Annotated in this window: 15 protein-coding genes and 1 pseudogene; 5 read left to right on the top strand and 11 right to left on the bottom strand. The window is 28.6% G+C overall.

All coding sequences use genetic code 11. The features are described from left to right. A pseudogene (locus LJD34_RS14170) lies at window positions 1-245 on the top strand (hypothetical protein); the annotation flags it as partial. A gap of 12 nt (window positions 246-257) precedes the next feature. On the opposite strand, the gene LJD34_RS14165 reads toward LJD34_RS14170, so the two are convergent. After that, on the bottom strand, window positions 258-1691 hold the full coding sequence (locus LJD34_RS14165) for an LTA synthase family protein (RefSeq protein WP_032090962.1): 1434 nt from the start codon (window positions 1689-1691) through the stop codon (window positions 258-260). Window positions 1692-1802: 111 nt separating this feature from the next. Between LJD34_RS14165 and LJD34_RS14160 the strand changes: the two genes are divergently transcribed. Beyond that, a complete protein-coding gene (locus LJD34_RS14160; RefSeq protein WP_227360209.1) occupies window positions 1803-2585 on the top strand; it encodes an HAD family hydrolase in 783 nt (260 codons plus the stop codon). A 180-nt stretch (window positions 2586-2765) separates the two neighbouring features. Here LJD34_RS14160 and LJD34_RS14155 read toward each other — a convergent pair whose 3' ends face one another. From LJD34_RS14155 to LJD34_RS14130, 6 genes are all read right to left on the bottom strand, one after another. Then, complete coding sequence (locus LJD34_RS14155; RefSeq protein WP_227360208.1) at window positions 2766-2918, bottom strand: hypothetical protein; 153 nt, start codon at window positions 2916-2918, stop codon at window positions 2766-2768. A 95-nt stretch (window positions 2919-3013) separates the two neighbouring features. After that, window positions 3014-3154 carry a hypothetical protein gene (locus LJD34_RS14150; protein WP_167693756.1) on the bottom strand — a complete coding sequence of 47 codons (141 nt, stop codon included), beginning with the start codon at window positions 3152-3154 and terminating at the stop codon, window positions 3014-3016. Window positions 3155-3265: 111 nt separating this feature from the next. Beyond that, on the bottom strand, window positions 3266-3454 hold the full coding sequence (locus tag LJD34_RS14145) for a DUF951 domain-containing protein (protein WP_022002571.1): 189 nt from the start codon (window positions 3452-3454) through the stop codon (window positions 3266-3268). A 2-nt stretch (window positions 3455-3456) separates the two neighbouring features. Continuing rightward, window positions 3457-4305: a bifunctional methylenetetrahydrofolate dehydrogenase/methenyltetrahydrofolate cyclohydrolase FolD gene (folD, locus tag LJD34_RS14140; RefSeq protein WP_227360207.1), complete on the bottom strand. Its 849-nt coding sequence runs from the start codon at window positions 4303-4305 to the stop codon at window positions 3457-3459. Between the two features lie 90 nt (window positions 4306-4395). Next, window positions 4396-5673, bottom strand: coding sequence for a PTS sugar transporter subunit IIC (locus LJD34_RS14135; RefSeq protein ID WP_227360206.1), 1278 nt, complete (start codon window positions 5671-5673; stop codon window positions 4396-4398). Between the two features lie 31 nt (window positions 5674-5704). Next, window positions 5705-6316, bottom strand: a complete 612-nt coding sequence (locus LJD34_RS14130) for a hypothetical protein (RefSeq protein WP_032090968.1) — start codon at window positions 6314-6316, stop codon at window positions 5705-5707. A gap of 52 nt (window positions 6317-6368) precedes the next feature. Between LJD34_RS14130 and LJD34_RS14125 the strand changes: the two genes are divergently transcribed. Then, window positions 6369-7055, top strand: a complete 687-nt coding sequence (locus tag LJD34_RS14125; protein WP_227360205.1) for a MurR/RpiR family transcriptional regulator — start codon at window positions 6369-6371, stop codon at window positions 7053-7055. 82 nt (window positions 7056-7137) lie between these two features. Here LJD34_RS14125 and LJD34_RS14120 read toward each other — a convergent pair whose 3' ends face one another. Next, window positions 7138-8556 (bottom strand): NAD(P)/FAD-dependent oxidoreductase, encoded by a 1419-nt coding sequence (locus LJD34_RS14120; protein ID WP_227360204.1) that lies wholly within the window; start codon window positions 8554-8556, stop codon window positions 7138-7140. Between the two features lie 159 nt (window positions 8557-8715). On the opposite strand from LJD34_RS14120, the gene LJD34_RS14115 reads away from it, so the two are divergent. Beyond that, a complete protein-coding gene (locus LJD34_RS14115; RefSeq protein ID WP_227360203.1) occupies window positions 8716-9549 on the top strand; it encodes a MurR/RpiR family transcriptional regulator in 834 nt (277 codons plus the stop codon). A gap of 21 nt (window positions 9550-9570) precedes the next feature. Here the strand turns inward: LJD34_RS14115 and LJD34_RS14110 are convergent, their stop codons facing one another. From LJD34_RS14110 to LJD34_RS14100, 3 genes are read right to left on the bottom strand one after another with little or no spacing between them, the layout of a single operon-like run. After that, entirely contained in the window at window positions 9571-10419 is an 849-nt protein-coding gene (locus LJD34_RS14110) for a histidinol-phosphatase HisJ family protein (RefSeq protein ID WP_227360202.1), read from the bottom strand. Further along, window positions 10420-11808 (bottom strand): ROK family protein, encoded by a 1389-nt coding sequence (locus tag LJD34_RS14105; protein ID WP_227360201.1) that lies wholly within the window; start codon window positions 11806-11808, stop codon window positions 10420-10422. A 17-nt stretch (window positions 11809-11825) separates the two neighbouring features. Beyond that, window positions 11826-12128 carry a PTS sugar transporter subunit IIB gene (locus LJD34_RS14100; protein ID WP_227360200.1) on the bottom strand — a complete coding sequence of 101 codons (303 nt, stop codon included), beginning with the start codon at window positions 12126-12128 and terminating at the stop codon, window positions 11826-11828. Window positions 12129-12483: 355 nt separating this feature from the next. On the opposite strand from LJD34_RS14100, the gene ahpC reads away from it, so the two are divergent. Further along, window positions 12484-13044 carry an alkyl hydroperoxide reductase subunit C gene (gene ahpC / locus LJD34_RS14095; RefSeq protein WP_227360199.1) on the top strand — a complete coding sequence of 187 codons (561 nt, stop codon included), beginning with the start codon at window positions 12484-12486 and terminating at the stop codon, window positions 13042-13044. Window positions 13045-13104 lie beyond the last annotated feature (60 nt).

The raw sequence follows: 13104 nt of genomic DNA, 5'->3' as shown, positions 1-13104 counted from the left end.
AAGAATATGGATTTGAAGAAATAGAGAAGGAGGTTAAAAAGATGTGTAATTTAGGGGAAATGATAGCCAGAGAAAATATAGAAAAAGGACATTCTATAGGGCTTGAACAAGGACAAAAATTGGAAAGAATTACATCGATTAAAAATTTAATGAAAAAAATGGCAATACCATTAGATAAAGCAATGGACCTATTAGATTTATCTAGTATAGAAAAAGAAGAAATGAAAAAACATTTTCAATCTTAAAAGAACGTGCACCTACACGTTCTTTTGTTTATTAATTAATATTTTACGATAAAATTGAGAATATTTAGCGACTTCACTATTAATTTTCTTTACCCCATATTTTTCTAAAAGTGTTTTTTCATCACTAAATAAGTTTGTTCCTAATCCTAGATGTTCACCTTTAATCTTGACTCCTAGACTCGCAAGAATTGTTGGATAAAAATCAAAGATAGCAAATTTTCTGTTTTTAGGTTGAGGAGGTTCAATTGCACTATTAATAAAACAATTATAAGGAGTACGTAAATAGCTTTTATCTAAGTGCTTAAAGAATTTTTCAGACATGCTTTTATGATCACCCGTAATAACAATTGTTGTATTTTCATACCATTCTTGTTTTTGACACCATCTTACAAAAGCTTCCACTTGTCTTGATTGACAACTAATAACATTAGCGTATTGACTATCATATTCATGTTTACACTCGTCACAAATATATCCATCTGGTGTATGAGTATCAATTGTCACCAGTTCCATACAAAATGGTTGATTACTTTTAGCCATTTCTGTTAAATCTTCTTTCGCGAATTCAAAGACTTTTTTATCTTCAAATCCCCAAAAAACATGATAATCTTGAGGAAGTCTTCCTTCTTTCTTTAAAGAAGTTGTATCTTCTATTTTAAAATTTCCATGTTGTTTATAAAAATTAGAGGTACAACCAAAGTTAGCATCTGATCCCATTAAAATTCGATTTTGATAACCTTGTTTTTCTAATATTTCACCCAATGTATAACATCCTGATAAAAATGAAGAATTTTCATTATATTTATCTTTAGAAAGTGGAAATAAAAGTGGAATTCCCGCTTCTTGTGCAACCATTGAAGCAATAGTCCATTGTGTTCCTTCAATAGTATAAGAACCCCCTATTTTATTCGAATGTGAAAAATTAATATTTTCTTTTGCTAGCTCACCTAATTCTTTAATATAATTATTTTCTTCTTGTCCGCCATCTTCTTTAGAAAGATACGTATTTTCTACAGATTCTAAATAAATATGAATTAAATTTCTTTTTTCTTTAAATTCTAATTCAACATTTTGAGGATCCACATAATGTTCTTCATAAAGTTTAGATGTTCTAACCATATCAAAAACATACGTAATAATTTGATAATTAATTAATGCGTAAAGCAATGTTCCAAGAATTAAAATAGTAATACAAATACCTTGGTAATCAAATAAAAAAACAAGTGGTGTTTTATATAATAAAAATACTCCTATTAAAGTTGTTAAAAAGGCTGGTGGTGCACAATTTAAAAACCAATCTTTAAAAATACCTTCGTCTGTTCCATCACATGGAACCACCATGTGATAAATCATTTGATTTAAGGTTTTTACTGAAAAAGTACGATTTCCCCATAAAATACTAAAGATTACTAACATTACAATAAATAAAATTATTATTAAACTCATATCATCATTCCTTTTTATTGGTTCATTCTATCATAATTTTTTATAAAGAGCGAGAAACAAAATACCCTTTTTTTCGATTATTCGTTATAATACTTACGAAGGAGTAAAAAAATGAAAGATAGAAAATTATTATTTTTTGATATTGATGGTACATTATTGAGTGAAAAAACTCATACTGTTCCTCAAAGTGCTAAAGAAGCTTTAAAAAAAGCTAAAGAAAATGGACATCTCATTTTTATTAATACAGGTCGACCTATTTCTACAATCGATCAAGAGATTCATGATTTAAACCCTGATGGTTATATTTGTGGATGTGGAACATACATCACTTATCATGACAAAGTAATCTATCATCATCAATTATCTAAAGAAAGATGTAAAGAAATTGCATCTCTTATAAAAAAATATGAAATTGATGCTGTTTTAGAATCAAAAGATCATGTTTATTTTAATACTCATATTAAAAATTCTTTTGTTCAAGGAATTCAAAAAAGATATACAAATAATGGTTTCAATGTTTCAACAAGTGAAGATCCAAATCTTTCCTTTGATAAATTTACTATTTGGTTTGATCATGATATCCAAGCCTTTAGAGATAATATTTCTCAAGATTTTGATATTATTGAACGTAGTGAAGAAATGTGGGAAATCGTACCAAAGAATCACTCAAAAGCTACAGGTATTCAAACTGTTGCGGATGATTTTAAAAGCGATTTAGATCATTGTTATGTCTTTGGAGATTCTTTCAATGATGAAAGTATGTTACGTTATGTTAAACATTCTATTGTTATGGCTAATGGTGTACAAGCTATGAAAGATATTGCTTATTTTGTGACAAAAGATATTGAATATGATGGTATTGCTTATGCTTTAGAAAAACTTGATCTTATCTAAGATTAAAAAAGCCTGCTTGGCAGGTTTTCTCATTTATTATATTAATCTAACTTACATAACATAATGCCTGGATTTTCTTCAAATGCCTTAAATCCCATTTTTTCATAAAATCTAACCGCACGTTTATTATTTGTATCAACTAAAACACATATCCCAGGTACTTTTTCTTCTTTTAAAACTTCACATTAACTTTGAACACACACCATTACCTGTATATTCTTCTAATATATCAATATGAATATGTGCTGGATATTCAGGATAAAAACGTTCTAGTTCACGATTAGCATTAGGAAATCTTTCTGCCTTTACTTCATCTAATTCTTTTAAAGTCAAATAATAAGGATATGCATTTTTTTATAAGCCTTTAAATCCTTGGCACATAAAATATAACCACATACCTCATCTAAATCATTTTTAAGTATTAAATATCAATATAAAGCTAATATTGCCTTTTTAGCATTATCATCTTTATATCTAGATGTTGATTGAAAAATACATACATTTTGTACTTGTTGTTTATATTTTGGTTCATATTTAATTATTTCTATTTTTTCTTTCAAAAGAAGCATTTCAAGTTCTTCCCCTTTCCTTTTTATCATTCAAATTATTAAATAAAAATGACTATATCATCAAGCTCTTAATCTTCCTAAAAAAAGAGTATTTATGAAATTTCATAAATACTACTCTACATGTTCTACAACTTTTTTTAAACGTTTTTCAAAATCACGTCTAGAAAACATAACAATGGCATTACATCCTAAACATTTAATTTTAATATCAGCACCCATTCTTACAATCTTCCATTGATTTGATTTTTTACATGGATGTTGTTTCTTCATTTCTACAATATCATTTAATTGATAATCCATAATTATTCTCCTTGATGATGATAAAATGCTTCTAAAGTATTTTGTAATAACATTGTAATCGTCATTGGTCCAATTCCTCCTGGAACAGGAGTAATTGCATAAACTTTATCTTTCACATCTTCAAAGTCAACATCTCCACAAAGTTTATTATTTTCATCACGATTAATACCAACATCTAAAACAACAGCGCCTTCTTTAACATAGTCACTATTGATCATTTTAGCACGACCAACAGCTGCAATTAAAACATCTGCTCTTTGACAAACTTCTTTTAAATTTTTTGTTTTACTATGAGCGATTGTTACAGTAGCGTTTTTTTGTAAGCATAAAAGCGCTACTGGTTTTCCTACAATGTTACTTCTTCCCACAACAACAACTTCTTTTCCTGTTAAATCATAGTTGATTTCATCTAATAAAACCATCATTCCTTTAGGTGTACATGGTACTAAACTTCTTTGTCCTAAAAATAACTTAGCCACATTTTCTGGATGAAAACCATCTACATCTTTTGATGGATCAATGGCTTCTAAAACTTTATCTTCATTAATATGATCTGGTAAAGGTAATTGTACTAAAATTCCATCAACTGTTTCGTCTTCATTTAATTGTTTGATTTCGTTTAAAAGTTCTTCTTCACTAAAAGTTGCATCATGTGTAATTTTTAAAGAATCCATTCCTACATAAGAACATCCTCTTTCTTTATTTCTAACGTATACTTGACTTGCTTGATTTTCCCCTACTAAAATAACCGCAAGTTTTGGTAAACGATCATATTTATTTTTCATTTGTTCAATTTCTTCTTTTAATTGATCCTTGATCTTTGTTGAAATCTCTTTTCCACTAATAATCATAATATGTCCCCCTCATATTATCTATGATTATATAGGAAGAAACAGGTAAATTCAATAAAAAAGGTATAAGCCTAAGCCTATACCTCATCATTATTCACCTTCATGTTCTAAAGTATTTTTTTCATATACTTTAAAGAATGGATAGTACACAACCACAGAAATAGCAATCAATACGAACATGAAAATAACATTTCTAATATCCAATGCTGATAAGAACCCTTGTGCAAAGAATGGTGTAAATGATGGATCGACAATATAACCTAATGAAACAAGTCCCATACTTTGAACAAGATAACCAAGACCTGCCGAAAGACATGGCATGATTAGAAACGGAATTGATAAAATCGGATTTAGAACGATTGGTGTTCCAAAAATAATTGGTTCATTAATTCCACATATACCAGGCAATACACTTAAACGTCCAATTGAACGAATATGTTTTGATTTTGATTTACACATTAATAAAACAAGTCCTAATGTATTTCCTGCCCCACCTATCAATACATATCTAAACATTTGTAAGTTAATTATAGCTGTTGGTGCTTTCCCTGCATTAACAAGTTCAGCATTCACTCCGGTATTTGCGATACATAAAGCAAAAACAATTGGAAAAACAATAGAAGAACCATTAATTCCAAATAACCATAAAATATTTGAAAATAAATAAATTCCCATAAACATCCAAATATTATCTACACCTGAAATAGCTGGTGTTAAAATTGACATAATAAAATCTGGTAAATTTTTACCTGTTCCTGCCATTAAAGCAACATTTAAACCATAAATAATAATAATATTAGCAGCAAGCGGTAATAAACTATTTACAAAATCAGTAACTGCACTTGGTACACTTGCTGGAAATGAAATAACAAGTTTACTACTTACAAAACGTGAAATTTCTACTGAAACTAAAGCAATAATAATAGCAACAAATAAGCCATCAGCTCCTAAAAAGCTTGTAGAAATACCACCATCTTTTAATGGTGCAGACACCATTAAGAAAGTACACATAGCAATAATTCCATAAACAGCTGATTTCATTTGATAACTTTCAGCTAAACAATAAGCAATTCCAAAAGCTGAAATTAAGCCAACCAATCCCATTGTGTAATTATATGGTAATGTAAGTACATCATAGTTAGCAACCGCAAATTGTTTCCAACCTATTAAAACTTTTAAAAAGATATTTCCTGTATGTAAATCGACTAAATCTAAATTAATTGGTGGATTCGCAACAATCAAAAATAATGATCCTATGACGATTAATCCAAGTGGCATCATCATTCCTGATGAAATTGCTTGTAGGTGTCTTTGTTGTGCGAGTTTATTTGCAACAGGCTCTAATACCTTCTCTAATTTTTCTATCATTCTATATTCCCCTCAAAATATAATTTATCTATTAAAATTGCCAACCATTAAATGTAAAGGCTGTATCTACGACATTTTCTGGATCGTATTCTTCTAAAATTTTTGCATAACGTTCTTTATAATCATTATCTACTTCCATTTGTGGAATAACTTTACTTGCTTCATGTAAGAAATGGAAAGAATCACGTCCCATTGCTTTTCCTCTTACTGTATGCTTATCTAAAGCAACATCAGGAATTTCTGGGAATTTACCCATCGCAAATGATTTAATACAAATATTTTTTAATAAATCGCTTGAACGATCTTTTTGACAGCTACATAAGTAACGAATTGCATGAATGAAATACATTGGTTGATCACCATCTGCATATTCAAAGTTTTTAGACATTTGATAGAGATTATTGACTAGAACTGCAGCCATTGGATCTCCCATTCCAATATCTTCTACTGAAATTGTAAGTAAACGTCTCCACATTTTTTCTAATAATTGTGGTGAAGAAATATACATTTCATAAGCAAACATACATGCATCTTCTTCTTTGGCACGTCTAATTGATTTTTGCAAAGCAGAAATAACCTCATCTCCTGCATAGCCATTTTTTGTAACGATTTTTGACCAAGGGTCGTACATTGCTTTTGCCATTTTTCTTGCTCCTTTATTTTTTCTATGACATAATTATTGTGAGGTGAAACTTATGAATATTGATCATTTAAAAGATAAATTTGATTTAAACGAATTAGAAGTCTCTTTATTGGAATATATTAAGAAAAATCAAAAACAATTGAAAAATATTACCATTAGACAAATGGCAAAAGATAATTTTACATCAACTTCTGCCATCTATCGTTTATGTAATAAATTAGAATTTAGTGGTTATAGTGATATGATTTATCATCTATCTAGCAGCACTCATAATAATGCTCCTGCTCAAAAATACGAAAACTATTTACCTCATTTTATTCAATTATTAAATAAACATAAAAATAGTAAAATCGTTGTTTTTGGTATGGGATTTTCAGCTCCAATTGCTGATTACATTTCACAAAGATTAACTCTTAATGGCTTTTGTACCATGAGTGTTGTTCATATGGAAATGTTGGATGCTAGTTTTCAAGACTCAACCTTTCTCATTGTCATCTCCAATTCAGGAATTACAACAAGACTTGAAGAAGTCGTTGAAACAGCTAAAAACAATCATATTGATATCATTACTTTCACAGGTAATGAAAAATCAAAAATAAGTCAGTATTCCACTTTACCTATTATCATCGGTCACTATAATCCTTTTTATCATGATAATCTTGTTCCAAACGCTTTCTTTGGACAAGTTCTCATTATTTTTGAATCTCTTCTCTATTCTTTTTTATCCTCGAAAAAATAATATACTTTCATGTCTTCAATTAAAATAATTTGACAAGACAAAAAAACATGTTTCCATTTTTGAAACATGTTTTTCTTTTTTACTATTTAATATTTTCAACAATATGTCTTGCGACTAAGATACCATTTGCACCTGCTTGGGCAAGTCCTCTTGTAAGACCAGCACCATCCCCAGCAACATATAAATCATCAATTTCAGATTCAAAACCATCTCTTACTTTTGGTCTTGCTGAATAGAATTTTGCTTCTACACCATATAATAAAGTATGTTCATTAGCGATACCTGGTGTTACATTATCTAACGCTTCAATCATTTCAATAATTGATTTCATTGTATTGTATGGTAACACAAGTCCTAAGTCTCCAGGTACTGCTTCTGGTAAAGTAGGCTCTGTATATCCTTCTTTTAATCTCTTATATGTTGTTCTTCTTCCTCGTTTGATATCTCCATATCTTTGAACAATAACTGAACCATTTGATAATTTATTCGCTAATCTTGAAATTTCATGAGCAAATTCATTTGGTTCATTGAATGGTTCACTAAATGTATGAGATACAAGTAAAGCAAAGTTTGTATTTTTACTTCCAAGTTTTGGATCATGATAAGCATGTCCATTCGCAAGCATTGTTCCACTATGGTTTTCAATAACAACATGACCACTAGGATTTGAACAGAAAGTTCTTACTTTTGTTCCTACTGAAGTATTGTAAACAAATTTACCTTCATATAAGTTCTTATTAATTTCTTCCATAACAATATTGCTTGTTTCGACACGAACACCAATATCTACTTGATTATTATAAAGTTTTAATCCTTGATTTGATAAAACTTTTGTAAGCCATGCTGAACCATCTCTACCTGGTGCTAAAACAACTTTTTTAGCGTGAATTGTTTGTCCATTTTCTAAAACAATTCCTGTTGCATGATGGTCTTCTACAAGAATATCTTGAACAGATGTTTTAAATTGTAAATCCATATGTTGTTTTAATTCATTAGACATTTCTGTCATAATTCTTAAGTTTTCTTCTGTACCTAAATGTCTTACTTTTGCTCTTAAAAGTTTTAACCCAACAGCATATCCACGGTGTTCAATTTCTTTTACTTTATCTGTTGTTGGATCTGTAATTTCTTTAGTAGCTCCATGTTTTAAATAAAGGTTATCTACATAATGAATGACATCTTCTACTTCATCATTACTTAAGTAATCAGTTAACCAACCACCGAATTCACTTGTAATATTAAATTTACCATCAGAGTAAGCACCCGCTCCACCAAAACCATCAGTAATAGAACACGCTGGGATACATCCAGGTTCACGATCTTTATGAACTGGACATTGTTTGATCTTTTTATCTTTAATAGGACAATGTCTATTCATAACATCATGTCCTTTATCTATAAGTAATACTTCTAATTCAGGATTTTTTAAATATAATTCGTAACATGTCATAATTCCTGCTGGACCTGCACCAACAACGATTACATCATAATTTTCTTTCACTTTTTTCTCCTTCATTTTCCAAAAATATCCAAACCTTTCACATTATAGACGACTCTTTCTTATATCGCAAGTATTTACATGTTTTTTTATTTCGCAAAATGTTTTTTTAAGAAATAATGTTATAATGAATAAAAATCATGTTTATTAGGAGGGAAATTTATGGATCTATTTACTAAAATAAAAAGTATAACTTCTTTTACAGAAAGTGAACAGATATTTATTCAATATATACTTGATCATCCTTATGATGTTATTCAACTTTCTTTACAACAACTAGCAAAAACAAGTTATGTTTCTATTTCAACGATTTACCGCGTCATGGAAAAACTAGATATTAATGGTTTAAATCAATTAAAACTACAAATATCTGAAAGTTTAAAAAATAATAAAGATTCAAAAGACATAGATTATAATTATCCTTTCCAAAAAACAGATACTCATCATCAAATCATGACACAAATGTTATCACTCTATGAACAAACATTAAAAAACACTTTTAATCTTATTGATTTAGATGAACTCTTACATATTGTTCAAGCTTTAAAAAAAGCCAATAATATTTATATTTTCCCTTCTATTGGTAATTATTTTATGGCAGAATCTTTCCAACAAAGTATGTTAGAAATAGATGTTAAGGTGGATGTGATTAAAGAAGCTTACTATCAACATTGGAATGTTCAACTTTGTAAAGAAGACGATATTGTCATGCTTATTAGTTATGCTGGAAGAACACCCCAAATTAAAAATATTGTTCAAGAATTAAATCAAAAGAATATACCTATTATTTTGATTTCCTCAACCATTCATACACCGATTGATCAATTTGCGAAATATCATCTTTACTTTTCTTCTTATGAAGATTCCGAAGAAAAGATTGCTTCTTTCTCTTCAAGAATTTCTTTACAATATCTATTAGATTGTATCTATGCTTGTTATTTCAATAGAGATTATCAAAAGAATTTAGAATATAAAATTAAAAATTATATAGATTAAAGGAGCGATTTTTTCGCTCATCTATAATTTATGATATATAGGTTTCATCTTTTCAAAAGTACAATAGTATTCAAAACCTAATTCTTTTAATAATTCTTTAGCTTCATTAATATAAGCTCCTAAATGCTCAGGTTTATGACTATCACTACCAATCGTAATAATCTTTCCACCTAATTCTTTATAAAGCTTTAAAATATCTCTTGATGGTTGTGAATCTTTTAAACCATATCGATGACTTGAGGTATTGATTTCGATTCCTTTTCCGTCTTGAATTACAATTTCTAATATTTCTTGAATCATTGGTTTGATCTTTTCAAAAGGATACGGACCATTTTCATCATATCTTGAAATTAGATCTAAATGTCCTAAAACACTATAGTCTTTATAATTTTTAATCACATCTAATATTTCCTTATAATAACGTTCATTATATTCTTGTTGCGTTCTTCCTCTTTGAAAATCTTGTGTCCAAAATTCTTTGTCTTCTACTTGATGACAAGATAAGATAATAAAATCAAAAGAATATCGATTAAAGAGTTTTTGATAAAGATCAATCGTATACATTTGCATACCAAACTCCATACCTTGTTTAATAACAATTTCAGGATATTTCTTTTTCAATAATGCTATTTTTTCAAAATACTTTGGATAATCCACATTTGCAAGGGGCATCTTTTCCGGTTCACCTGGTCCACCTTTTCTATATAGCATCCCTCTTGGATCATCAAAATCTCTTTTAATACCATAATCTACATGATCTGTAAAACAAATTTCATCCATATTCATCTTGATTGCATCTTTAATAACATCTTCCATTAAATAATCAGAATCATCGCTAAATTCTGTGTGCACATGATAATCTGTAAACATTTAATCTGCCTCCTTCAAACATAAATACATCTGTCCTATTAACATATATTCTATCACATTATTTACTTTAATTAATTTAGGAATTTGATGTTGTGGCATCAATTCCTTTATTTTTTTCTCTAATACTTTAAAATCCGGTAATAATTCACTAAAGATTACAATCACTTCAGGTGCCACAAGATACATTGTAGTAAGAATAATTTTACTTACTATTTCCAATGTTCCTTCTGGTGTTTTAGAAAGTTCTTCTTGTTTTTGTGAAAATTCTAAAGGTAAATATGAAACTTCTCCTGCTAAATTGCAAAAACCTTCAATCAATTTACCATTAACAATAAGTCCTGCACCTGCTTTTAAAGAAATTGCTTGAAATAAGAAAAAGAGATTCTTATTTTCTAAATGTGTTGCATAATATCCAACTGCTGCTGTATTTATATCATTATATAATTTTATTGATTGCTTATAGCGTTGTTTCAATTTTTCTTCGATGTTTTCATTTTCAACACCACTTATATAAGTTGATGTAACCTTTCCTGCATCAACAATTCCTGGCAATGAAAGACTAATTGTAGAAAGTTTTGGATATTGAATGATAAGTGTATCCAACAAATCGTAAATATCTTGGATATGAATCTTATATTTAATAGTTTCATTTTGAAATAAAACTTTCCCTTGTACATAAATACGATAAGCAATATGAATACGTTCTTTATTTTTAAAAATTGTTAAACAAGCTATTTGTTGCTTATTCTTAATATCTAGCTTTAAGTCATTTTCTTTTTCTTGAACATGCATTATTTTTTTACTCTTTGAATTTTCAATCATCTTAAGCAATGTTCCTACATCATAACGAGCAAAAACAAGTGGAGGTATTTTCATAACAATTTGATCTTTTAAAATACTTTGAACTTGTGCATGTAAATAAGAAATTTGTGGTGCTAAGAAAATGAAATCAAATTGTTGACCAATTTGATAGAGCTGGTTATAACCTACCGCACTAACTTCTATTGTATTTTTTAGTAATTTGCTTGCCTTATTAATTTCTTGAGCAAAGTAACTTGTTGTTAAACCTCCACTACAACATAATAGAACTTTTGTTTTTGCTTCATAGTCTAGTTTTAATAAACATGTAATCATTTCATTAAATAAAGAAACTGCATGTTTAAGCGTATTCATTTGAAAATGTAAATAAAAATCAAGTTCTTTTCTTTTTTTAGAAGTGACTTTTAATTCAATAATATAATATAAATTAAAAGTCACTTCAGCAATACCATACGATGATTCTATTTGAACAATATCTTTATATTCTTTAATTCTATAATTTTGACTTTTTTGGAAACAAATCCATTTTTTAAAAATATCCATATATAAATCCTTATAAAATTCATCCAAAAGAATCATCCCCTTTATTATTTATTTCCTACAATTTCTAATGCTTTCTTTAAAACATTTGCCCCATTCATAAGCTCATAATCTTTCATATCAATGACTTCAATAGGTGTTTTATCTGTTGCTTTTTTTAGTTGTGGTAGACAATGTCTTACTTGGGGTCCTAACATGACAACATCCCAATCATTAATAGCTTTTTCAGCTTGAGTAAGTGGAAATGCTGCTACTTCAAGTTCTATTCCTTGATCTTTTGCTGCTCTTTCAATTTTAGATACCAACATGCTTGTTGACATTCCTGCATTACAAACTAACATTAATTTCATTTTTAAATTCCTCCTTCAACTACACACTTATTCTAACAAGTAAATAAATTGATTTCTTTTATGTAAAACATTTTGAAAAGTCTTTATCTTTTTCTTTTTAAAATAAATAGAAATTATGAAAAGTTCTTTTCAAACGCAAAAAAAGCCTCTCGGCTTTCTTTGATATATATAATTGGGAAGGGAATATGAAAAACTATTCATATTGTAAAAGATTGTTTTATCTTTTACATGTTTAATATACCCAGCTTTTATGAACTCTATGCAACTTTTTGTGTCAAACATGTAAAGAATTATTGTGAATTATGTGATGATAATCTTAAGTTTTTATTCACATACTTTAGATGGAGGTGATTTTGTGTCTTTACTTTATAAAGAAGTAGATGATTTTGAAGCTTATGCTTATCATCAAAAACAATTTAAGAAAGTCACAAAGAAGGATTTACTAGGAAAATGGACTTTATTTTTCTTTTATCCTGCTGACTTTACTTTTGTCTGTCCTACTGAATTAGAAGATCTACAAGAAAAATATCAAGAATTTAAGAAAGTGAACTGTGAAATTTATGCCATTTCTACAGATACCCATTTTGCTCATAAGACATGGCATGATATTTCTAAAAACATTTCTAAAATAGAATATCCAATGATTGGCGATCCTACACATTCACTTACCTATGATTTTGATGTCTTTGATGAAAATGATGGTTTAGCTCAAAGAGGAAGTTTTATTATTGATCCTGAAGGAAAAGTTGTCGTTTATGAAGTTAATGCTGGAAATGTGGGTAGAAATGCTGATGAACTTTTAAGACGTTTACATGCCTGTCAATTTGTATATGAACATGGAGATAATGTTTGTCCTGCTAAATGGAAATTAGGTGAAAAGACGATTCAAACAACTATTGAAAATATTGGTAAATAGAAAATGGGGCTGTAAAGAAACCTAATCTTTTGGATTAGGCATTCTTTATAGCTTTTTTTA

It is taken from the genome of Faecalibacillus sp. MSK20_93 (assembly GCF_020589945.1).
Lineage (GTDB): Bacteria > Bacillota_I > Bacilli_A > Erysipelotrichales > Coprobacillaceae > Faecalibacillus > Faecalibacillus intestinalis.
The sequence above is the reverse complement of the archived record's forward strand: the minus strand, read 5'-3'. Positions and strand labels throughout refer to the sequence as shown.

Excerpts from the sequence above, each read along its gene's own strand:
- LJD34_RS14165 (WP_032090962.1), bottom strand. The coding sequence starts at position 1,691 with ATGAGTTTAATAATAATTTTATTTATTGTAATGTTAGTAATCTTTAGT.
- LJD34_RS14160 (WP_227360209.1), top strand. The coding sequence starts at position 1,803 with ATGAAAGATAGAAAATTATTATTTTTTGATATTGATGGTACATTATTG.
- LJD34_RS14150 (WP_167693756.1), bottom strand. The coding sequence starts at position 3,154 with ATGCTTCTTTTGAAAGAAAAAATAGAAATAATTAAATATGAACCAAAA.
- LJD34_RS14145 (WP_022002571.1), bottom strand. The coding sequence starts at position 3,454 with ATGGATTATCAATTAAATGATATTGTAGAAATGAAGAAACAACATCCA.
- folD (WP_227360207.1), bottom strand. The coding sequence starts at position 4,305 with ATGATTATTAGTGGAAAAGAGATTTCAACAAAGATCAAGGATCAATTA.
- LJD34_RS14135 (WP_227360206.1), bottom strand. The coding sequence starts at position 5,673 with ATGATAGAAAAATTAGAGAAGGTATTAGAGCCTGTTGCAAATAAACTC.
- LJD34_RS14130 (WP_032090968.1), bottom strand. The coding sequence starts at position 6,316 with ATGGCAAAAGCAATGTACGACCCTTGGTCAAAAATCGTTACAAAAAAT.
- LJD34_RS14125 (WP_227360205.1), top strand. The coding sequence starts at position 6,369 with ATGAATATTGATCATTTAAAAGATAAATTTGATTTAAACGAATTAGAA.
- LJD34_RS14115 (WP_227360203.1), top strand. The coding sequence starts at position 8,716 with ATGGATCTATTTACTAAAATAAAAAGTATAACTTCTTTTACAGAAAGT.
- LJD34_RS14110 (WP_227360202.1), bottom strand. The coding sequence starts at position 10,419 with ATGTTTACAGATTATCATGTGCACACAGAATTTAGCGATGATTCTGAT.
- LJD34_RS14100 (WP_227360200.1), bottom strand. The coding sequence starts at position 12,128 with ATGAAATTAATGTTAGTTTGTAATGCAGGAATGTCAACAAGCATGTTG.